The organism is Bradyrhizobium sp. AC87j1 (genome assembly GCF_002936975.1).
GTDB classification, from domain to species: domain Bacteria; phylum Pseudomonadota; class Alphaproteobacteria; order Rhizobiales; family Xanthobacteraceae; genus Bradyrhizobium; species Bradyrhizobium shewense.
In genome coordinates, this window is the sequence record NZ_PTFE01000001.1 from 217,716 (window position 1) to 237,718 (window position 20,003).

The following is a 20,003-nucleotide window of genomic DNA, read 5'->3' on the forward strand; positions in this document are numbered from 1 at the left end:
GCGATGGAGCTTGCGCTGTCTGCCGAGGACGCGGCTTTCCGCGATGAGGTGCGCGCCTTCATCGTGGATAATTATCCGGCGGAGATGCGCGTTCCCAATCCGGAGACCGACCTGACCAAGGAGCAGTCACTGCTCTGGCACCGGATCCTCCACAAGAAGGGCTGGATCGCGCCGCTGTGGCCCAAGGAGTATGGCGGGCCGGGCTGGACGGTCACACAGCGGTTCATCTTTGAGCAGGAAACCTCCCGGGCGGGAACGCTGCCGCCGCTTGCCTTTAGCGTGACCATGGTCGGGCCGGTGATCTACACGTTCGGCAACAAGGCGCAGAAGAAGAAGTTTCTGCCGCGAATTCTCTCCGGCGAGGATTGGTGGTGCCAGGGCTATTCGGAGCCGGGCTCCGGCTCGGACCTTGCGACCGTCAGAACCAAGGCGGTGCGCGAGGGCGACCACTACGTCGTCAACGGGCACAAGACCTGGACCACGCTGGCGCAGCACGCCGACTGGATCTTTTGCCTGGTGCGGACTGATCCGAATGCGAAGCCGCAATCGGGCATTTCCTTCCTGCTGATCGACATGAAGTCGCCCGGCGTCACCGTGCGGCCGATCATCACGATCGACGGTAGCCATGAGGTCAACGACGTCTTTCTCGAGGACGTCCGCGTGCCCGTCGAGAACCTGGTCGGCGAGGAGAACAAGGGCTGGACGTACGCCAAGTTCCTGCTCGGCAACGAACGCACCAGCATGGCGGGCATCGGCCGGTCCACCCGCTATCTCCGCAAGCTGAAGCAGATCGTGAGAGCCGAGATACCGGCCGACGATCCGGCGCATCTGGAATTTCTACGCGACATCGCCCGCGTCGAGCTCGACGTGTTGGCGCTGGAGGCGACCGAACTGCGGGTCGTCGCCCAGATGGCGCGTGGCATCGATCCCGGTCCGGCGGCGTCGCTGTTCAAGATCCGCGGCACCGAGATCTTCCAGGACATCACCGAGCTCACGCACCGCGCGATCGGCAATTATGGTCTTGCGATCCGCGAGCATCCGATCAGTTCCAATCGCTTCATGCCGGGCCTGGACTACGGCCACACCGCGTCCGAGAAATATCTGAACGCGCGCAAGCTCAGCATCTACGGCGGATCCAACGAGATCCAGCGAAACATCATCGCCAAAGCCGTGCTCGGGCTCTAAGCCACGGCGGATCGGGAGGACCGGATGGATATTCAGTTCACGGAAGAGCAGGAATTGCTGCGATCCAGCGTTCAGCGCCTTCTGCGCGACCAGTATGATTTCGAGGCGCGGCGCAAGATCGTGGCGAGCGAGGAGGGGTTCAGCCGGACGCGGTGGAAGGCCTTCACCGAGCTCGGCCTGCTCGCTGCGCCGTTTTCCGAGGACGCCGGCGGCCTCGGCGGCGGTCCTTTGTCGACCATGATCATCATGCAGGAGTTCGGCCGTCACCTCGTCGTCGAGCCTTTCGTCGAGACGGTGGTGCTTGCCGGCGGCCTGATCGAGCAGCTTGGTACGTCCGAGCAGAAGCAGGGAATCATTCCAGGCATCGTCGACGGCTCCAGGATCTGGGCGCTGGCCTGGACCGAGAGAGCCTCCCGGTTCGATTTCGCCAATGTCGCGACCAAGGCGCGGCGTGAGGGAGGCGACTACGTTCTGAGCGGCGAGAAGACCATGGTGATGGCAGCGCCTTGGGCGGATCATCTGATCGTCTCGGCGCGGACCGCCGGCGATAATCGCGACCGCGGCGGCGTCAGCCTGTTCGTGGTCGACCGTCATGCCGCGGGCGTCAATCTCCAGAGCTTCAAGACGATCGACGGACGCCGCGCCGCCGAGATCAGTTTGCGCGAGGTCCGCGGGCAATTGTTGGGAGCAGAAGGCGAGGGCGTTGCCGCGCTGGAAACCTGTCGTGACCGCGCGATCGGCGCGCTCTGCGCCGAGGTCGTCGGCGCGATCGGAGAGCTGAATGCCGCAACGTTGGACTATTCAAAGACCCGCAAGCAGTTCGGCACCACCATCGGCTCCTTCCAGGTGTTGCAGCATCGCATGGTCGACATGTTCATTGCCCATCAAGAGGCACTGTCTCTGATGCAGCATCTCAATCTCAGCCTCGACGCCGGTGATTCTGGCCTGTCGCGGCTCGCCTCCGGGGCCAAGTCGAAGATTGGCTATGCCGGGAAGTTCGTAGCCGACCAGGCGGTGCAGCTTCACGGCGGCATGGGAATGACCGACGAGCTGAATGTCGGACACTATTTCAAGCGAATCTCCTCCATCAACATCCAGTTCGGCGATCCCGCATTCCACGTGCTGCGCTACGCGCAGCTGGATGCGGCCGCGTAAAGAGAAGAGGCCAGCATGACGACTGAAGCAGTCATCGTTTCCACCGCCCGGACGGCCGTCGGCAAGGCCTATCGTGGCGCGCTCAACAACACGGACGGCCCGACCATGGCCGGGCATGTGATGGCCGAAGCCGTGAAGCGCGCCGGCATCGCGCCGGGTGAAGTGGAAGACGTGGTGATGGGCTGCGCGATGCAGCAAGGCACCATGGTGATGAATGTGGCGCGCAAGGGCGCGATCCGCGCTGGGCTGCCCGTGACGGTGGCCGGCACCACGATCGACCGGCAATGCGCGTCCGGCCTGCAGGCCATCGCCGTTGCCGCGCGGTCGGTGATGCTTGATGGGGTCGAAGTCGCCATCGGCGGCGGCATCGAATCGATCAGCCTCGTGCAGAACGAGCACATGAACAAGTTCCACGCCGTCGACGACGAGCTGATGGCGATGAAGCCCGAAATGTACATGTCGATGCTCGATACGGCGGAGGTCGTTGCCGAGCGGTACAAGATCGGCCGCGACAAGCAGGATGAGTACAGCCTCGAATGCCAGCGCCGCGTCGGCGCCGCTCTGCAGGCCGGCCGCTTCAGCGATGAAATCGTGCCTTTCACGACCAGGATGGCGCTCGTCAACAAGGACACCAAGGAGGTCACCTACGAACAGGTGACGCTCACGAATGACGAGGGCCCGCGTCCGGAAACCACGGCCGAGGGCCTCGCCAAGATCAAGCCGGTGTTCGAGGGCAAGACCATCAGCGCGGGCAATGCCAGCCAGCTCTCGGACGGTGCTTCGGCCTGTGTGATCACGAGCGGCAAGTTTGCAGCCAGCAAGGGGTTGAAGCCGCTCGGTATCTTCCGCGGCTTCGTCGCCGCCGGGGTCGAGCCGGACGAGATGGGCGTCGGCCCGGTCGCCGCGATCCCGCGCCTGCTCAAGCACCACGGTTTGAGGATCGACGACATCGATCTCTGGGAGCTCAACGAGGCCTATGCGGTGCAGGTAATCTATTGCCGCGACAAGCTCGGCATCGATCCGGACAAGCTCAACGTCAATGGCGGTTCGATCGCCATTGGTCATCCCTACGGCATGACGGGGGCGCGGCTCACCGGCCACCTCCTGATCGAGGGGCGCCGGCGCAAGGCGAAATACGGCGTGGTGACCATGTGCATCGGTGGTGGCATGGGCGCCGCGGGCTTGTTTGAAATCATCCACTGAGCGGAAACGCGGGGAGATCATTCGTGAAGACAGCGATCACTGAACTGTTCGGTATCGAACATCCGATCATCCAGGGCGGAATGCACTATGTCGGCTTCGCCGAAATGGCAGCCGCGGTATCCAACGCCGGCGGGCTCGGCTTGATCACGGGCCTCACCCAGCGGACGCCTGAGCTGCTCGCCAAGGAGATCGCGCGGTGCCGAGACATGACGGACAGGCCGTTCGGCGTGAACCTGACCTTCCTGCCGACCTTCAGCGCCCCGCCTTATCCGGAGTACATCGCTGCCATCAGGGAAGGCGGCGTCAGGATCGTCGAGACGGCCGGGCGCAGCCCTGAACAATACATGCCGGCCTTGAAGGCGGGCGGCATCAAGGTGATCCACAAATGCACCTCGGTTCGGCATTCGTTGAAGGCCGAACAGATCGGCTGCGATGCCGTCAGCGTCGACGGCTTCGAGTGCGGCGGTCATCCGGGCGAGGATGACATGCCGAACATGATCCTGCTGCCGCGTGCGGCCGAAGAACTGAAGATCCCGTTCGTGGCTTCCGGCGGCATGGCCGACGCGCGCAGCCTGGTTGCGGCGCTGGCGATGGGAGCGGCGGGAATGAACATGGGTACGCGGTTCATCGCCACCAAGGAAGCGCCGGTGCACGAAAACGTCAAGAAGGCGCTGGTCGCGGCGTCCGAGCTCGACACCAGGCTCGTTATGCGCGCGCTCCGGAACACCGAGCGGGTCCTGAACAACCAGGGCGTCGAGCATCTGCTTGAGATCGAGCGCGAGAAGGGCAAGAGCCTCAAGATCGACGACATCCATGATCAGGTGGCAGGCGTCTATCCCAAGGTGATGATCGACGGCGATATGAACGCGGGCGCCTGGAGCTGCGGCATGGTCGTCGGACTCATTCACGATATTCCGACCGTGAAGGAGTTGATCGACCGCATCATGGCGGACGCCGAGCGGTTGATCAGGGGCAGGCTGACGGGATTCCTTGATGCCGACAGTGAGGCCAATCTCAAGGTCGCGTGAAGCCACGGCTTGGCGATCCGCGCTGCAGACGACATTTCGTCGTCTCTGCGCGGGCTGGAAGCTTCGGCCGTGATGGGACCGTCATCAGCGAATATCTTGTGCCATCCCGGAGCAGGCGATGCGTTACCCGAAAGACCATGGGCAGCATACCCGCAGACGCATCGTCGAAAGCGCTTCCCGCGGTCTGCGCCAGGCCGGCGCCGATGGTCTGAGTGTGGCCGACTTGATGAAGCTCGCCAATCTGACGCATGGCAGCTTCTACGCCTACTTCAAATCGCGCGACGCGTTGGTCGTCGAAGGGCTCGCCCTGGCCATGGATCGAACGATCGTGCATTGGCTCAGCCTCACGCAGGGGCTGCCCGCCGGGAAGGGATTCGACGCACTTGTCGAGTCTTACCTGGGTCCTCGCCACCGTGACGATCCGGGGCGCGGTTGCGCGCTGCCGGCCTTGGCCGCCGACATCGGACGTTCAGGTCCGGAGGCGCGGCGCACCCTTGAACGGGGGCTCGGCAAGATGATCGATATCATCGCGCGGCTGATCGCGGCGAGGCCATCATCGGATGTAAGGCAGACAGCCGCCGGCGCGATTGCGACCATGGTCGGCTCGATCGTTCTGGCGCGCGCGGTCGACGACAAGCCCTTGTCTGACCTCCTGCTGGAGGCCGGACGACAGGCTTTGGGCAGTCCGGTCGCGAGCGACTGCGAGAGAACGCATTCGGCCGACAATTGAGACACGGCTTAACCGACGTTGGCTTCTCGACGGGGCGGGCCGATGGCGGAGGCAAACGGCCGTGCCTCTACCATCGGCCGCCGCCATGGCAGCTACGCGGCCATTCGCAGCAGATCGACGATTTCGGCTTGGTCGTTGAAGGGACGCGGATTGGCTTTGACGAAGCGATGGTTGATCGCGATTTCGCTGATCTTGCCGAACTTGTCTTCGCCGATGCCGACCTCAGCGAGGCGGCCTGGTAGTCCAAGTTGCCTGACGAACTCCGCAAAGGCGTCTGCCGCGTCCCCACCGCGAGCACCCAAAGCTGCCGCCAAACGCTTCTGCGCGTCATCGGTGAACGGCTTGTTATAGCGAAGAAGGCTCGGCATGATGACGGGCGTGCAATAGTAGTGAGGAACCCCGAAAGTCCCACCAAGCACGTGGCCGATGCCGTGGCTTGCGCCCATGGGAACGCGTGCCTGCAGTCCAAAGGACGCAAGCCATGAGCCGTATTGAGACAAGCGGCGCGCCTCGAAATCGTCAGGTTGTTGCAGGGTCCGGAGCATTCCATCGCGCAGCGTGCGGATACCCGCCAGAACCACTTCGTCAGCAAGGGGGGTGCCAGCTGGCGAGCACAATGCTTCGATGCCGTGATCCATGGAGCGAGTGCCCGATCCCATCCAGAGGTTCGAAGGCGTATGAAGCGTGAGGGCAGGATCGAGGATGACTGCCACCGGCATCATGTGGGGGTGAAAGAATATTTGCTTCAGCTTGTTGCGCTCATCGGTGACAAGCGCTGCGGCATTGTATTCGCCGCCATTCAGCGTTGACGGCACGGCGATCTGTCGGACTGCGGGCGCGCGGAACGGGGAATGGCTCACGCCCGGGCCCATGGGGAACGGATCGAAGCCGGCTTCATCGCGGATATCGTGCTCCATCGCCATGATGACGATCTTGGCGAGGTCAACGGCAGAACCGCCGCCGACGGCCACGACGAGATCGGCGTGTGCTTCCTTGGCGTGGAGCGCAACTTCGGCGGCTTGCTTGCGCGTGGTGTGCTGTGCAATTCCGTCGAAGGTCGCAGCATGTTTGTCGCCGAGCGTATGCCGGATTTTCTCAATCTCGTCGGTCTTGGTGTTCAAGGTGCGGCTGACGATAAGGAAGACGCGCGTTGCCTTCAGTCGCTCCGCTTCTTCGTTGATGGCCTCAGCCGCCGGTCTGCCATAGATCACGCGATCAATTGCCGGAAAATTGTGTGCACCAGTCCTGCGCATTTTATCCTCCCATCGGAACTGCGGTCGAAGCCGAGATAGTCTTTTATATTATGATTATCATGCAATAGTGGTTCAAAAATATCGCACGAACTCAGGGTTCTGCGGCCTTCGCCAGGTTCCACGCGAAGCACTGGCCTGGCTTGCTTGCCGACTTCGCGGTCACCCATCCTTCGGCGCGCTTGCGCCGTCGGAAAGTCACAGCCGCATCAATGTCTTGCAGCGAACTCGGACGCGCCAGTTTCCTGATGCCAATTGAGTGAAGGCCACTACGCCTGTGCACTCCAGCTTCGTGTGCACCGAAAGGCCAAAACGGGTGGGGCTAGTCGAGAAAAGCTGACGCCGAACGCTGCGATAGTTGACGCCCTCGGCGTGCAGTATACCTTGCACCGCAAACGCCAAGGCCTGTGCACGAATGTTGCTCGATGCTCTCGAACTCCTCGCGTGTCATCTTGCCGGTACAGGATGCCCCGACGGTCTCGAAAGCCGAGACGATCGTGGGGTCTTTCGCACGCGGAAGCGTGGAGAATGGCGCACCGGCCGACGGGGCCTAACGCTCTGCGAGATTTGAGTGTCTCAGAGACGCACCCCAGTCGTAGCAAACGCTTGGGCGACGGGCTCCTGGACCCGATTCAAGACCACCATTCCCACAATCGCGATCACCATGGCCGCGACGCAGCCAAGAAGAAAAGCCTTCATCCGCAGCCTCCTTCGATCGAAACGTCAAAGTGTTTATACGACACGGCTTGCCGTGAGCAAACTCGTTGATCGCACTAAGGCACAAACGATCTTATGGGCTCTTGAAGATGGGATCGACGGAAAATCCATCGCCCATCAAGCCTGCGGACTGAAGCGCCGCGCTATTCAGGTCGACTTCCAATATCGCAAAAAGAAGCGCAAGCACGATGGCAACGAGGATCAGGAAGGGCGAGGCTTCTCGGGAAAAGGGATCTTGCGGCCCATCAAGCGCGCGCAGAGCGCGCAGCCGCGCCATCATCCGCAGAAATGGCCGCGTCGGCCCCTGCATGTCAGTCGTCCCTGACTTGACCAGCCAGAGACTAGTCTCCGGACCCACGGCGTTCAAGCGGAGGATGCGCGAAGTCAGGTTATTGCAATGCACGCTCAGGAACGGAAGGCAGCGTTGCCCGGTTTAGTACACGCACCGGAGGATCCGACGTGAAACTGCCAACAACGATCTTGTGCTTCGCAGCACTCTGCTTCTTCCAGAGCGCCTCCGCCCAACCCGCGCAAACCAACTCATCTGCGCCACCAACCCCTCCCGAGGAAAAGGGCCAACCACAGCCGCAAGGCTGGACGGGCCCAATCAATACAGGTTCGGGTGGCGCGCCCGCCGAAAGTCCCCAGGGTCAGAGCCCGCCCGGAATGCAGGCCGCGCCTCAAGGATCGTCCAAGACCACGACGGCACCAGCCAAATAGATCGGTTCGGATATTCATCTCCGTCGGCTCTTCTGGCAATCTTGAGAGCGTGCAATCTTGAGAGCGTGAACGTGACGCGGCGAGGCGAGGGTCAATGAGACTACCTTTCTGCGCGGGCGGCGCCGCAGCCTTGTGGGCCATCTTTGCCGTATCATCCGTGCAAGCCGACATGGCTGGACACGGCGGCCCCGTACGGGCGCTCGCCGTCTCCCCCGATGGGGACGGTCTTTTGTCGGGCAGCTTCGACACAGCTGCCGTTCGCTGGTCGCTGAAGACTGATACGGCGGAGCAAGTGCTGCGGTACCATGCTGATGCTGTGAACGCTGTCGCCTTTCTGAAGGACGGGGCCGTGGTCACGGCCGGTGCCGATGCACGAATTGCGGTGTGGATGGCAGGCCGGCAGCAGCCCGACCGGGTATTCGAGGGACATGTTGGTCCGATCGCCGCGATCGCGGTCTCTCCGGAGGGGGCGCTTCTCGCGTCGGCTTCATGGGATCGGACGGTGCGGCTCTGGTCGATGTCGGACGGCGCGTCGCGCGTGCTCGAAGGGCATTCGCAGAACGTCAACGGCGTCGCTTTCACGCCGGACGGCGGGTCGATTGTCAGCGTCGGTTATGATCTTTCGTTGCGCATCTGGCGTTTGCCGGATGGTCAGCCCGAAATCGTGATGTTGCCGGCGCCACTCAATGCCGTGGCCGTGGCGCCGGATGGTGAAATCGTCACAGGCGCGGTCGATGGCATGCTGCGGATGCTGACCACTGACGGCAAGGTCAGCGGCGAGGTCGCGGCCAGTCCTACACCGGTGGTGGCCTTGACGATGTCGGCGGACGGTGCGTTGATTGCCGCGGCCAGCATCGGCGGTACGGTGGCGATCATCGATCGCAAGTCGCGCAGCCTGCTACGCACGCTGGTCGGGCTTGGGCCGCCGGTGTGGTCGGTCGCCTTCCTGCCGGATGGCAAGACGCTGATGACGGGAGGCGCGGACGGCAGGATCAGGCGCTGGAACGCGCGCACCGGTGATCCCATTGGTTCGAACCTTGTGGGAACGCCGGCCGATCCGCTCGTCGCCTATGCGGGCGATCATGGCGCGGATGTATTTCGGGCGTGCGTTGCCTGTCACACGCTGTCGGACAAGGAGGCGCAGCGCGCGGGCCCGACGCTTGCGGGACTATACGGCCGCAAGATCGCATCGGTCCCGGGCTATCGCTTCTCCGATGCGCTGAAGACCATGGACATCGTCTGGACGCCGGAGACGGTCGCAAGACTGTTCGAGGTCGGACCGAGCGCCTACACGCCCGGCACCAAGATGCCGGAGCAGCGCATCGGTTCGGCCGAGGACCGCCGCGCGCTGACCGACTTCCTTGGTCGCGCGACGTCGCGATAGCGACCTCAGATCGAGTCCCAATTGTCCATCGGGAGATCCCTCATCTCCGGATGTAGCTTGAGGATCTGAATGACGTCGATGTTGGGATGCTCCTTTAGAGTTTCCGCAACGCAGTGATTGACGTATTTCCGGCGCGACAGCCACGCGACCTTCTTACCCTTGGCTTCGGCCTTGCAGGCGACGATCGCTTGCTTCACGGCGGTCTTCTGCGCCTTGGTGAGGGGAGGAGCGGCGGCTTCGGCCGCTCCGCCGGCGAGAGCGATGGAGATCATGCACGTCGACAGAGCTGCGATCCAACGAGACATGGTGATGCTTCCTTGGTTTCCGACCCTGCGAAGATGTCCGTTAGTTTCGTCTAGTCCTTGCCATCGCGCTCGCGCAGATAGTCATCCGTCGTCCGCGGCGGCGTTCGTTCGGGAATGCCCTTGAACGGATCGAATTGCTGTTCGCTCATGAGGATGACGCGGCAGTCTGCGCACATCCTGAGTGCCGCGAGCCGCTTGTCGCCGGCCGGATACATCCAGTGCCTTCCCTCGAGCTTGGCCGCTATGCGGTCGATCGTGCTCTTGACGCCGAAGGCGGTACCGCAGCGGACACAGAGCGCGGGCTCCTCTTCCTTGATGACCGCGGCGGGAGCGCGGGCGGCGCGGAAATCGATCTGCGGCTTGAGCGTGATGACCTTTTCCGGACAGGTGGTCTGGCACAGTCCGCACTGCACGCAGGCATCCTCGACAAACTTCAGCACGGGCCGCTCGGGATCGTCGCGCAGCGCGCCGGTCGGGCACGCCGAGACGCAGGAGAGGCACAGCGTACAGCCGCTGGTATCAACGCTGATTGCGCCGATCGGCGCACCGGGCGGCAGGGCAATCACGTCGACCGGCTTCGGCGCCAGGCGGTGCAGCTCGCTCAGGGCGAACCGCAAAAGGTCGCGCCGCTTGCCGACGGTCTTGAAGGTCGCGGGCGTTGCGACCGCTGCGAGCGCGCCGATATCTGCCAAATGCTCGCCGAGGGCATCGGGATCATCCGTTTCGATGGTGGCGAGGCGGCGGCCCTCGAAGCCGAGGCCGGCAATGATCGCTTCGGCCATGCCGACCGTCTGCGTCAGTCCGGTTACATCATGGCGTGGTCTTGCGCGCAGCAGGAACCGTACCGCCGATACGCCATAGGCAAAGGCGCCGACGATCGCCTCCAGCCCGAGTTGCGTGAGTTCGTTGACGGCAAAGGGAAGCACATTCGCCGGCAGGCCGTCGCCGTATCGCGCCAGGGCATCGATCAACGGGGTGCCGTGCGGGCTGTCATGAAAGAGCAGTACTGCATTCGTGCCACCGGCCTTGTGGTACGTGAGCAGCATGGCTCGAATTCTCTGTAGCTGCGTATCGGCGGGCGGAAGCGCATAGGATGCCGCGCCGGTCGGGCAGGCGGCAGCGCATTGGCCGCAGCCCGCGCAGATGTTCGGATCAATTTCGACGTGATTGCCGGCGGGCGTGATCGCCCCGGTCGGGCAGAGATCGAGGCAGCGATGGCACCCCGTGCGGTTCGAGCGCGAATGGGCGCAAAGACCGGGCGTAACGTCAACATATCTCGGCTTGTCGAAGCTGCCGACGAGATCACGCGCGGTCAGCACGGCGCGAAGCACCGCGGCGGGATCGTTGGGATCTGCGCGAAGATAGCCGTCGCGCAGCTCGTGGGCAGGAAACAGCGGCATTCCGCCGGAAAGGTCGAGCACGATGTCGCAGCGCGAGGTGACCCCGCTTCGCGGTGCGTCCAGCACGAAGCGATCGCGCGAAGAGGGGCGGGGACGCGCATAATCGTCGATCGCAAGCTCGAAGGCGCCGAAATGTCCCTTCGCGGAGCGGATCGTGCCCTTCACGATCGGGAAGACCGTTGCAGCGGGTGGCACCATCTCATCGAGTTGCTTCAGCATCACCGTGACGTCGAGGTGATCCGCAAGCAGGCGGCCTGCCTCGATCGCAGCCTCATCGCGCCCGTAGACCAGGACCACGCCCTCGCTCGACAAGGTGACGAGCGGATAATCCGGGCCCGGAATGGAGGCGGATGCGAGCAGGGCGGCCATTTTCGCACCGGCCCGTACGCCGTCTCGCGACCATCCGGCCGTTTCGCGAATGTTGACGAAGCTGATCGCATCAGGCCGTTCGCCGGCCTCCTCGGCAAACTGCGCCGCCTGCTGCGTGCAAGCCACCGTCAGCGCGCCGCCAGCGGCGGCCGCGTTACGGAAGTGATCGAGCTCGGCGCCGCAGAGATGGCGAAAGCCTTTGATCTCGCTGTTGGGGCATCCTCGCCGGATCGTGGCCACGTCGAGACGCATCGTGTCTTCGCACGAGCAGATCAGGACGGTCTTCGATGGCTGTTCCAGGTCGACCCCTCCGCCATTCGGACGCCGACGACGGACTCGCGCCGGCCCTTCGCCTCGTATAGACATTATCCACCGGGAAGAAAAGGAAAGCGGAGGACGGCCTGCCGTCGATCCCAGTGAGCCACGTTTCCCTGGCGGAACCGATCGACCTCCCGCCGCCGTTCACATTGGTGCGGTTGCGCGAGAGTGGCGACGCTTTTGCCCACGCATGCCGCATTGCACCGGAGAGTGGCGCCGGCACGCTCGTCTATGTCGGGCGCTTTGACCTGGCGGAGTTCGCCGTGGTGCTCGAGCCGGCCGAGCCGCTGCGGAGCGCGCGGCGCGCGCTCTACGCCGGCATGGTTGCGCTCACCGATGCCCTGCGCGCCTACGCGCCGCCGAGCCAGCCGATCGCGATCGGCTGGCCGGACGCCGTCAGGATCAACGGAGGCCTGGTCGGCGGCGGCCGCATGGGATGGCCTTCCGCGGCCATCGAGGAGGAGCCGCCCCCATGGCTGGTGTTCGGCGCGATGATCCGGACGGTCGCCATGAATGACGACGAGCCGGGCGTTCATCCCCTCGCTTCGGCACTCGACCAGGAAGGTTTTGGGGAGGCCGGCGCGGCGCAGATCACGGAGAGCTTTGCCCGGCACCTGATGCTGGCATTCGATGGCTGGCAGGCGGACGGTTTTGACGGCGTCGCGCGCGAATATCTTTCCCGCATGCCCCGTGAACGGCAGACCGTTCAGCGCATCGACGATCGCGGCGATCTGCTGACGCGCCGGATTGGGGCGGGCGCGATCGAACGTGGCGACCTCGTGCAAGCGCTCGCGGCACCATCCTGGCTCGATCCGGTACGCGGAGGGCCGCGGCTGTGAAGCTCCTGCGTACCATCGCGCTCGATCCCTCCGACACCTTCGTGTTCGACGTGGCGGCGGAGCCGGGTGAATGGGCCGTCTCCGGCGCTTTCCGCTTCTGGGATCGCGGTGGCGGAAAGCTCGAAGGCAAGGAGCGCGCGGCGTTTCGCGGCGGTTTCCTCGGGGTGCAATCCTGGGGCTGGTCGACGCTGGCCCAGATCGTTCCGGCGACCGAGGAGGATTACCGCAGCCTGGTCGACCTCCTCGCCAGGCAACTCGTCGATCGTCTCGGAGCGCCGGACGTGGCGACCGCGAAGACGGCCGCGGAAGAGGAGGTGGCGTTTTCGCAGTCGCTCTGCAGCCATCCGATCAGCTCCCTTGTTGCGGTGCACCGGGCCGTAAGCGACGGCGAGGTTCGCGAGTCCTTCCGCCGACTGCAACTGCGCGAAGGGCAGGGGCACGGCAAGGCGTTCTCGTTCATGGAAATGGAGGACGACATCGAGCCTGACGGCAATCTCAAGCTTGTGGATCTGGGCCGGAGGCCAACCGCCAGATGAACGATTTCTGGATTGCCTGCGGCCATCATCTGCTCGATCGCGACGAGGGCGGTGGGCTCCGCGTTACCGACGAATTCCTCAAGGCCTATTTTGCCCGTCCCGAGCTGATGCCGCCGGAGGATGCGTGTCCGGTCGAACGCCGGCTGCACCGGGAATTGCTCTCCGATCCGCGCCAACCGGTCAGCGCCGGCGAAATCGCCGGTATTGCCGATCCCGACGCCCGGGAGAACTGGCAGTTCGTGCTGGCCTTTCGCGATCTCCTGTTGCGGCATCCGACGCTCGAAGCCGCTTATCTTGCAACGGTGCGCGCAGGCGCGAACGATCTGCCGCCGCTGTTCGTCAATCAGCTCGTGCACGTTATCCTGCGCAATGCGCTCGACGGTTGCGACGATCCGTTCGTGCTGCGCGCGGCCGAACTGTTCTTCCGGGCCCAGCGGATTCTGCCGCATGAGCAGGCCCTGCTGCTCGGCGACGAGGAGATCGTCGGCGGAATTAGCCCAACTCCGGTGCTCTCGCTGATGTCGATGCTGGGCGCCACGACCGATGCGGTGGTCGACGTGTTGAGCGAGGAGAATGTCGGGGCCTATTGGCAGCGCAGCGACCAGTTCGACATGGCCCTTGACCTCACGGCCGGCGGACGCGGACCAGCCGCGCTGGCGCAGGCGATGACGCGCTGGATCTCCCATCTGCTTGGCATCGACGTCGTGATCGAGCCGCTGCGCGCGTTGCAGGATGCGAAGCTTAGCTGGTATGTCGGGCTTGATGCCGACGCCACCAGGCTCGGCGACGGCCTCTGGCATGGCGAGAAACTCGATCAGCCCAGCGCCGATCGATTACTCGCATTGTTCCGGCTGACCTTTGCGGATTCAAGCCGCGCGCTCGACGATGTCAGGGACGAGCCGGTCTACCTGATTTTGTCGATGACGGCGGATCAGAAGCTGCGGTTGAAGCCGCAGAATCTGCTGACCGGGTTACCGGTGAAACGCCTGGAGATGGTGACATGAGCCCGGCAGCGCTGCCATTGTTGTCCATTACCATCGGCGTCGTGGTCGAGCGGCGCAAGGCTGACTCGCCCTGGGTCGATTTCGTCTGGCGTGGGATCGCCGTCCTGCCGGACGAGCCGGCCACAAGACCCTGGAGCGTGCTTCGCGAGCAGGACGGCACGACGCTGTTCTATGCCGGAAGCGCGACCATCGATCTCTATCCGTCCGAGACGGCGCGCTATCGCGACAATCTCGCCTCCGGCAGTCCGAGCATCTGGATTGTGCTGTCGCCCACGGAAGGCGCCTGGCCCTATGCCATCACCGCGATTACCGCCGATCCCGCGGAGGGCGAGGGGTTTACCGAAGCCGCCGACAATCTCGTCGAGGCCGTGCCGATGCCGGAGGTGCTGCGCGAAGTCATTGAAAGGTTCGTGGCCGAGCACCATGTGGAGCGGGAATTCGTCAAACGCGAGCGGCGTCGCGCCGACCCGGAGGCGCTGGCGCGCCGCGAACATGAAGGCGGACAGGAATGAGCGACGAGGAGTTCCTTGCACGCTGGTCACGCCGCAAGCGTGAGTCGCAGGCGGAACCGGCGAAGCCTGTCGGGGCGCAGCCCACGCTAGGGTCCGAGGCCAAGGACGACGAGAGCGAGGTCGATCTCTCGAGCCTGCCGTCGATCGACGAGATCAACGCTGCGACCGACGTCACCGCCTTCCTGAGCAAGGGTATTCCGCAGGAGTTGAGCCGTGCGGCCCTTCGCCGCGCCTGGGCGGCCGATCCCGCCATTCGCGACTTCATCGGGCTCGCGGAGAATGCGTGGGACTTCAACGATCCGACCGCGATGCCGGGTTTTGGGCCGCTCGATTGCTCCTCGGAGGAACTGGCCGCACTCGTCGATCGCATCGTCGGCGGGGTGCGCGAGGCAGTCCGGTCTCTCCCCGAGGCGTCGATTGAAACCGCGGATTCTTCAGCGCAATTGCATCAAGCCGATACGACAGCCGTATCCGACGTCGTCGAGCCGCCGGTCGAGACGGAATGCCCGGTGATCCCTGTTGCAACGCAAGCGACGGTGGCGGAGAGATCTGCGGAGTTTGCCGAGCCCGTCAGGCCGCGTACGCACGGTGGTGCACTGCCGCACTGAGTAGCGCGACCAAAGACTATAGGCTTGGGCTATGGCGGGCGATTGACGGTTCGTGGAACCGGGATTACGCTTCTCCTTAGTGCTTTGTTAGAAAAGCGAAAATCAAGCAGACGGGACTCTTGGATGGGAGGTCCACGTGCGTGATGACGGGCTTGATCGCGCGATCGATGCCGCAGGCGGCATCGCCCAGCTTGCGCGCAAAATCGGCATCAGTCAGCCGTCCGTCTCGAACTGGACTCGCGTGCCCGCACAACGGGTGATTGCGGTCGAAACCGCCACCGGCGTTCCTCGCAACGATCTGCGGCCCGATCTCTACAGCGAACAAGCCGTTTCCTCAGAGCTCGTCGATCCCGTCGATGCTGCGCGTGCGCGGGAGTACGCGCTGCTGGCAATGCTGCTGTCCGCGCCGCCGTCGAAACCTTTGCTCGACCAGCTCGCCGCATTGACCGGTGACGCGACGCCGCTCGGGCGCGCGCACGCGATGCTGGCCGACGCCGCCTCGAGCGCCGTCGCAGCGAAGGTCGAGCGCGAATATTTCGATCTGTTCGTGGGGCTCGGTCGCGGCGAATTGCTGCCTTACGCCTCCTATTATCTCACCGGTTTCCTCAATGAACGGCCATTGTCGCGCCTGCGTGCGGACCTGGCGGGGCTCGGCATCGAGCGGGTTGCCAACAATTCCGAACCCGAGGATTCCGCCGCCATCCTGTGCGAGATCATGTCGGGCCTTGCCGACGGACAGTTCGGCGTCTCGCCCGATGCCCAGCGCGCCTTCTTCGAAAAACATGTGTCGCCCTGGATGGGGCGGCTGTTCGCCGACATCGAGAGCGCCGGGAACGCCCGTTTCTATCGGACGGTCGGCGCGCTCGGTCGCACCTTCATCGGGATCGAGACGGAAGCATTCACATTCGCCAACTGATCGACGCGCGTCGGTCCGGGAGAAACGCGATGAGTGAGGAAACCAAAGCCAGGGTCGGACGCCGCGATTTCTTGCGCAAGGTCGGCATCGGCACGGTCGGCGCCGGCGCGACGCTCGCGACGCCGCTGGTCGGCTCCGCGCAAGCGGACAGCGAGAACGACGATGAGAAGCGCAAGGCGCGCTACAAGGAATCCGACCACGTGAAGGCCTATTACCGCGTCAATCGCTACCCGGCTTGAGAGGGAGGCCGCCCGTGCTTATCAAGCGAACTCACCAGCGTTCCGATCGCCGCGGCTCCGTCGCGAACACCCTGGCAAGCCAGACTATCGGTCTCGATCGCCGCGCCTTCCTCCGCCGGTCCGGTCTTGCGGGTGGCGCGCTCGCAGCACTTGGCACCCTGCCGGTTTCAGGCGTGCGCAAGGCGGAAGCGGCCGTGGCGGGTCCGCTGACCGCCGGCGCCGCCGTCAAGAAGAGCATCTGCACGCATTGCTCGGTCGGATGCACCGTGACCGCGGAGGTATTGAACGGGGTCTGGATCGGCCAGGAGCCGACCTGGGAGTCCCCCATCAATCGCGGATCTCATTGCGCGAAGGGCGCTTCCGTGCGCGAGCTGGTGCACAGCGAGCGGCGTCTGCGCTATCCGATGAAGCTCGTGAACGGGCAATGGACGCGCGTCTCCTGGGACACCGCGATCAACGAGATCGGCGACAAGATCCTCGAGGTTCGCGAAAAATCCGGACCGGATTCCGTCTATTGGCTCGGCTCGGCCAAGATGACCAATGAAGGCTCGTATCTGTTCCGCAAGCTCGGGGCGTTCTGGGGCACCAATAACACCGACCATCAGGCACGAATCTGCCATTCCACCACCGTCACCGGCGTCGCCAACACCTGGGGCTACGGCGCGATGACCAATAGCTACAACGATATTCGCAATGCCAAGACCCAGATGATCATGGGTGGCAATCCGGCCGAGGCGCATCCGGTTTCGTTGCAGCACCTGCTCGAGGGCAAGGAGCTGCAAAAGGCCAACTTCATCGTCATCGATCCGCGCATGACGCGCACCGCCGCGCACGCGACGGAATTCGTGCGGATGCGTCCGGGCACCGACATTCCGGTGCTCTATGGCATCATGTGGCACATCCTCCAGAACGGCTGGGAGGACAAGGAATTCATCAAGCAGCGCGTCTACGGCTTCGACGATCTCCGCAAGGAGGTGGAGAAATGGAATCCGCAAGAGGTCGAGCGCGTCACCGGCATTCCCGGCGAACAGCTCAAGCGGGTGGCCAAGATGTTCGCCACCGAGAAGCCGTCGACGCTGATCTGGGCCATGGGCCAGACCCAGAAGACCGTCGGCACCGCCAATGTGCGGGCGAGCTGCATCCTGCTGCTCATGACCGGCAATGTCGGCGGGCAGGGCATGGGCGCCAACATCTTCCGCGGCCACGACAATGTGCAGGGCGCGACCGACGTCGGGCTCGATATTGTGACGTTGCCGTTCTACTACGGCCTTGCCGAGGGCGCCTGGAAGCACTGGTCGCGGGTCTGGGAGGTCGACTACGAGTTCCTGAAGTCGCGCTTTGATTCCAAGCAGATCATGGAAACTCCCGGCATTCCGCTGACTCGCTGGTTCGAGGCGGTCACGCTGCCGAAAGATCAAATCGCTCAGAAGGACAACGTGCGGGCCGTGTTCGTTCAGGGACACGCCAGCAACAGCATCACGCGCATTCCGGAGTCTCTCAAGGGCCTGAAGGCGCTGGATCTGCTTGTCATTGCCGACCCGCATCCCACGACCTGGGCGTCGCTGGCGGTGGAGGCTGGCCGCAAGGATGGCATCTACATTCTTCCGGTGGCCACGCAATTCGAGTGCAAGGGATCGCGCGTCGCCTCGAACCGCTCGCTGCAATGGGGCGAGCAGATCGTGAAGCCGATCTTCGAATCCAAGGACGACCTCGAGGTCATCTATCTGGTGGCCAGGAAGCTCGGCTTCGCCGACCAGATGTTCAAGAAGATCAAGGTCGAGAACAACCTGCCTGAAGCAGAAGATGTGCTGCGCGAGATGAACCGCGGCAGCTGGTCGACCGGCTATTGCGGCCAGTCGCCGGAGCGGCTCAAGGCGCACATGAAGAACCAGGCGAAGTTCGACATGCTGACGATGCGCGCGCCCAAGGACGATCCCGAGGTCGGCGGCGATTATTACGGCCTGCCGTGGCCGTGCTGGGGCTCGCCGGAAGTCAGGCATCCCGGCACGCCGCTGCTCTACAACACCAATCTCGCGGTGATGGACGGCGGCGGCACGTTCCGACCACGCTTCGGTATCGAGCGCGAGGAGAAGCTGCCGGACGGAACCACGCGCAAGGTCAGCATGCTGGCCGAAAAATCCTATTCCAAGGATTCCGAGATCCAGGACGGCTATCCCGAATTTACGCTGGCGAGCTTGAAGAAGCTCGGCTGGGACAGCGATCTCACCGAAGCGGAGATGGCCACGATCATGAAGGTCAATCCGACCACTCCGGATTCGGTGTCGTGGTCGCTCGATCTTTCGGGCGGCATCCAGCGGGTTGCGCTCAAGCATGGCTGCGTGCCTTATGGCAACGGCAAGGCTCGCATGAACGCCTTCGGCCTGCCTGATCCGATTCCGGTCCATCGCGAGCCGATCTACACGCCACGCGTCGACCTTGTCGAGAAATATCCGACGCTGCCCGATGCCAAGCAGTTCCGCATGCCCAATATCGGCTTCTCGGTGCAGAAGGCTGCCGTGGAGAAGGGGATTGCCAAGCAGTTCCCGCTCATCCTCTCCTCGGGCCGTCTGGTCGAGTATGAGGGCGGTGGCGAGGAGACGCGTACCAATCCGTGGCTTGCCGAACTGCAGCAGGACATGTTCATCGAGATCAATCCGGCCGATGCTGCCGATCGCGGCGTCAAGGACGGCGGCTGGGTCTGGGTCACGGGCGCGGAGAACAATTCCAGGGCGAGGATGAAGGCGCTCGTCACCGAGCGCGTCGGCAAGGGCGTCGCCTGGATGCCTTTCCATTTCGGCGGCTGGCTGGGAGGCAAGGATCTTCGCAGCGCCTACCCGAAGGGGACCGATCCGATCGTTCTTGGCGAAAGCGCGAACACCATCACCACCTACGGATACGATCCCGCGACCGGTATGCAGGAGCCCAAGGTCACGCTTTGCCAGATCGCGGCGGCATAAGGAGCAACGACGATGGCACGTATGAAATTCCTCTGCGACGCCGACCGTTGCATCGAATGCAACGCCTGCGTCACTGCTTGCAAGAACGAGCATGAGGTGCCCTGGGGCATCAACCGGCGCCGCGTGGTCACCATCAATGACGGCAAGCCGGGCGAGCGCTCGATCTCGATGGCCTGCATGCATTGCACCGACGCGCCCTGCGCGGCGGTGTGCCCGGTGAACTGCTTCTACACCACCGCCGATGGCGTGGTGCTGCATTCCAAGGATCTGTGCATCGGCTGCGGGTATTGCTTCTACGCCTGTCCGTTCGGCGCGCCGCAATATCCGAAGGTCGGAAACTTCGGCTCGCGCGGCAAGATGGACAAATGCACCTACTGCGCCGGCGGCCCGGAGGCCGACGGAAGCAAGGAGGAATACGAGAAGTACGGCGCCAATCGCCTCGCCGAGGGCAAGCTGCCGCTGTGTGCCGAAATGTGCTCGACCAAGTCGTTACTTGCGGGCGACGGCGAGATCATTGCCCAGATCTACAAGGAGCGCGTCATGAAGCGCGGCTACGGCTCGGGCGCGTGGGGCTGGAAGACCGCGTATCGCGAGACAATCGAGTCCTGAAATGGACAGCCGAAGGGCG

The 20,003-nt window shown here is 63.7% G+C and carries 20 protein-coding genes; 16 read left to right on the forward strand and 4 right to left on the reverse strand.

The window, feature by feature from the left end; genetic code table 11:
• Window positions 1–3 precede the first annotated feature (3 nt).
• From CV770_RS00990 to CV770_RS01010, 5 genes are all read left to right on the forward strand, one after another.
• The gene (locus CV770_RS00990; RefSeq protein WP_104461024.1) at window positions 4–1,185 is read left to right on the forward strand and encodes an acyl-CoA dehydrogenase family protein; all 1,182 of its coding nucleotides are present in this window, start codon (window positions 4–6) and stop codon (window positions 1,183–1,185) included.
• 24 nt (window positions 1,186–1,209) lie between these two features.
• Window positions 1,210–2,340 (forward strand): acyl-CoA dehydrogenase family protein, encoded by a 1,131-nt coding sequence (locus CV770_RS00995; RefSeq protein WP_104461025.1) that lies wholly within the window; start codon window positions 1,210–1,212, stop codon window positions 2,338–2,340.
• 15 nt (window positions 2,341–2,355) lie between these two features.
• Window positions 2,356–3,543: an acetyl-CoA C-acyltransferase gene (locus CV770_RS01000; protein ID WP_104461026.1), complete on the forward strand. Its 1,188-nt coding sequence runs from the start codon at window positions 2,356–2,358 to the stop codon at window positions 3,541–3,543.
• Between the two features lie 23 nt (window positions 3,544–3,566).
• On the forward strand, window positions 3,567–4,571 hold the full coding sequence (locus tag CV770_RS01005) for an NAD(P)H-dependent flavin oxidoreductase (protein ID WP_104461027.1): 1,005 nt from the start codon (window positions 3,567–3,569) through the stop codon (window positions 4,569–4,571).
• Window positions 4,572–4,689: 118 nt separating this feature from the next.
• The gene (locus CV770_RS01010; RefSeq protein WP_091952457.1) at window positions 4,690–5,301 is read left to right on the forward strand and encodes a TetR/AcrR family transcriptional regulator; all 612 of its coding nucleotides are present in this window, start codon (window positions 4,690–4,692) and stop codon (window positions 5,299–5,301) included.
• Between the two features lie 92 nt (window positions 5,302–5,393).
• Here CV770_RS01010 and CV770_RS01015 read toward each other — a convergent pair whose 3' ends face one another.
• Together CV770_RS01015 and CV770_RS44170 are read right to left on the reverse strand one after the other, a co-directional pair.
• The gene (locus CV770_RS01015; RefSeq protein ID WP_104461028.1) at window positions 5,394–6,554 is read right to left on the reverse strand and encodes an iron-containing alcohol dehydrogenase; all 1,161 of its coding nucleotides are present in this window, start codon (window positions 6,552–6,554) and stop codon (window positions 5,394–5,396) included.
• A gap of 319 nt (window positions 6,555–6,873) precedes the next feature.
• The gene (locus CV770_RS44170; protein ID WP_146101227.1) at window positions 6,874–7,047 is read right to left on the reverse strand and encodes a dihydroxy-acid dehydratase domain-containing protein; all 174 of its coding nucleotides are present in this window, start codon (window positions 7,045–7,047) and stop codon (window positions 6,874–6,876) included.
• Between the two features lie 168 nt (window positions 7,048–7,215).
• Here CV770_RS44170 and CV770_RS42045 point away from each other — a divergent pair, with 168 nt between their 5' ends.
• Both CV770_RS42045 and CV770_RS01025 read left to right on the forward strand, forming a co-directional pair.
• Window positions 7,216–7,593, forward strand: coding sequence for a hypothetical protein (locus CV770_RS42045; RefSeq protein ID WP_161499969.1), 378 nt, complete (start codon window positions 7,216–7,218; stop codon window positions 7,591–7,593).
• Window positions 7,594–8,082: 489 nt separating this feature from the next.
• Window positions 8,083–9,372 carry a c-type cytochrome gene (locus tag CV770_RS01025; RefSeq protein WP_201759642.1) on the forward strand — a complete coding sequence of 430 codons (1,290 nt, stop codon included), beginning with the start codon at window positions 8,083–8,085 and terminating at the stop codon, window positions 9,370–9,372.
• Between the two features lie 5 nt (window positions 9,373–9,377).
• On the opposite strand, the gene CV770_RS01030 is transcribed toward CV770_RS01025, so the two are convergent.
• A complete protein-coding gene (locus CV770_RS01030; RefSeq protein WP_245453637.1) occupies window positions 9,378–9,677 on the reverse strand; it encodes a hypothetical protein in 300 nt (99 codons plus the stop codon).
• A gap of 50 nt (window positions 9,678–9,727) precedes the next feature.
• The gene (locus CV770_RS01035) at window positions 9,728–11,698 is read right to left on the reverse strand and encodes a 4Fe-4S binding protein (RefSeq protein ID WP_104461031.1); all 1,971 of its coding nucleotides are present in this window, start codon (window positions 11,696–11,698) and stop codon (window positions 9,728–9,730) included.
• A gap of 158 nt (window positions 11,699–11,856) precedes the next feature.
• On the opposite strand from CV770_RS01035, the gene CV770_RS01040 reads away from it, so the two are divergent.
• The 9 genes from CV770_RS01040 (at window position 11,857) to fdh3B (ending at window position 19,984) form a co-directional block, all read left to right on the forward strand.
• On the forward strand, window positions 11,857–12,603 hold the full coding sequence (locus CV770_RS01040) for a biotin/lipoate--protein ligase family protein (protein WP_502693581.1): 747 nt from the start codon (window positions 11,857–11,859) through the stop codon (window positions 12,601–12,603).
• The gene (locus CV770_RS01045; RefSeq protein WP_104461032.1) at window positions 12,600–13,139 is read left to right on the forward strand and encodes a DUF6505 family protein; all 540 of its coding nucleotides are present in this window, start codon (window positions 12,600–12,602) and stop codon (window positions 13,137–13,139) included. The genes CV770_RS01040 and CV770_RS01045 overlap by 4 nt, the downstream gene beginning before the upstream one ends.
• On the forward strand, window positions 13,136–14,143 hold the full coding sequence (locus tag CV770_RS01050) for a DUF6352 family protein (protein ID WP_104461033.1): 1,008 nt from the start codon (window positions 13,136–13,138) through the stop codon (window positions 14,141–14,143). The genes CV770_RS01045 and CV770_RS01050 overlap by 4 nt, the downstream gene beginning before the upstream one ends.
• Window positions 14,140–14,655, forward strand: a complete 516-nt coding sequence (locus tag CV770_RS01055) for a DUF3305 domain-containing protein (RefSeq protein WP_104461034.1) — start codon at window positions 14,140–14,142, stop codon at window positions 14,653–14,655. Before CV770_RS01050 ends, CV770_RS01055 begins: the two co-directional genes overlap by 4 nt.
• Window positions 14,652–15,263 (forward strand): DUF3306 domain-containing protein, encoded by a 612-nt coding sequence (locus CV770_RS01060; protein ID WP_104461035.1) that lies wholly within the window; start codon window positions 14,652–14,654, stop codon window positions 15,261–15,263. The genes CV770_RS01055 and CV770_RS01060 overlap by 4 nt, the downstream gene beginning before the upstream one ends.
• 136 nt (window positions 15,264–15,399) lie before the next feature.
• The gene (locus CV770_RS01065; protein WP_104461036.1) at window positions 15,400–16,179 is read left to right on the forward strand and encodes a molecular chaperone TorD family protein; all 780 of its coding nucleotides are present in this window, start codon (window positions 15,400–15,402) and stop codon (window positions 16,177–16,179) included.
• 29 nt (window positions 16,180–16,208) lie between these two features.
• On the forward strand, window positions 16,209–16,418 hold the full coding sequence (locus CV770_RS01070; RefSeq protein ID WP_091952442.1) for a twin-arginine translocation signal domain-containing protein: 210 nt from the start codon (window positions 16,209–16,211) through the stop codon (window positions 16,416–16,418).
• 14 nt (window positions 16,419–16,432) lie between these two features.
• Window positions 16,433–19,375: a formate dehydrogenase subunit alpha gene (locus tag CV770_RS42370; protein WP_201759644.1), complete on the forward strand. Its 2,943-nt coding sequence runs from the start codon at window positions 16,433–16,435 to the stop codon at window positions 19,373–19,375.
• A 12-nt stretch (window positions 19,376–19,387) separates the two neighbouring features.
• Complete coding sequence (gene fdh3B, locus CV770_RS01085) at window positions 19,388–19,984, forward strand: formate dehydrogenase FDH3 subunit beta (RefSeq protein ID WP_007592757.1); 597 nt, start codon at window positions 19,388–19,390, stop codon at window positions 19,982–19,984.
• The last annotated feature ends 19 nt before the right edge of the window (window positions 19,985–20,003 follow it).

Bases quoted from the DNA above. Each gene is read 5' to 3' on its own strand.
- CV770_RS00990 (WP_104461024.1), top strand. From the start codon at position 4: ATGGAGCTTGCGCTGTCTGCCGAGGACGCGGCTTTCCGCGATGAGGTG.
- CV770_RS00995 (WP_104461025.1), top strand. From the start codon at position 1,210: ATGGATATTCAGTTCACGGAAGAGCAGGAATTGCTGCGATCCAGCGTT.
- CV770_RS01000 (WP_104461026.1), top strand. From the start codon at position 2,356: ATGACGACTGAAGCAGTCATCGTTTCCACCGCCCGGACGGCCGTCGGC.
- CV770_RS01010 (WP_091952457.1), top strand. From the start codon at position 4,690: ATGCGTTACCCGAAAGACCATGGGCAGCATACCCGCAGACGCATCGTC.
- CV770_RS01015 (WP_104461028.1), bottom strand. From the start codon at position 6,554: ATGCGCAGGACTGGTGCACACAATTTTCCGGCAATTGATCGCGTGATC.
- CV770_RS42045 (WP_161499969.1), top strand. From the start codon at position 7,216: ATGGCCGCGACGCAGCCAAGAAGAAAAGCCTTCATCCGCAGCCTCCTT.
- CV770_RS01025 (WP_201759642.1), top strand. From the start codon at position 8,083: ATGAGACTACCTTTCTGCGCGGGCGGCGCCGCAGCCTTGTGGGCCATC.
- CV770_RS01030 (WP_245453637.1), bottom strand. From the start codon at position 9,677: ATGTCTCGTTGGATCGCAGCTCTGTCGACGTGCATGATCTCCATCGCT.
- CV770_RS01035 (WP_104461031.1), bottom strand. From the start codon at position 11,698: ATGCGTCTCGACGTGGCCACGATCCGGCGAGGATGCCCCAACAGCGAG.
- CV770_RS01050 (WP_104461033.1), top strand. From the start codon at position 13,136: ATGAACGATTTCTGGATTGCCTGCGGCCATCATCTGCTCGATCGCGAC.
- CV770_RS01055 (WP_104461034.1), top strand. From the start codon at position 14,140: ATGAGCCCGGCAGCGCTGCCATTGTTGTCCATTACCATCGGCGTCGTG.
- CV770_RS01060 (WP_104461035.1), top strand. From the start codon at position 14,652: ATGAGCGACGAGGAGTTCCTTGCACGCTGGTCACGCCGCAAGCGTGAG.
- CV770_RS01070 (WP_091952442.1), top strand. From the start codon at position 16,209: ATGAGTGAGGAAACCAAAGCCAGGGTCGGACGCCGCGATTTCTTGCGC.
- fdh3B (WP_007592757.1), top strand. From the start codon at position 19,388: ATGGCACGTATGAAATTCCTCTGCGACGCCGACCGTTGCATCGAATGC.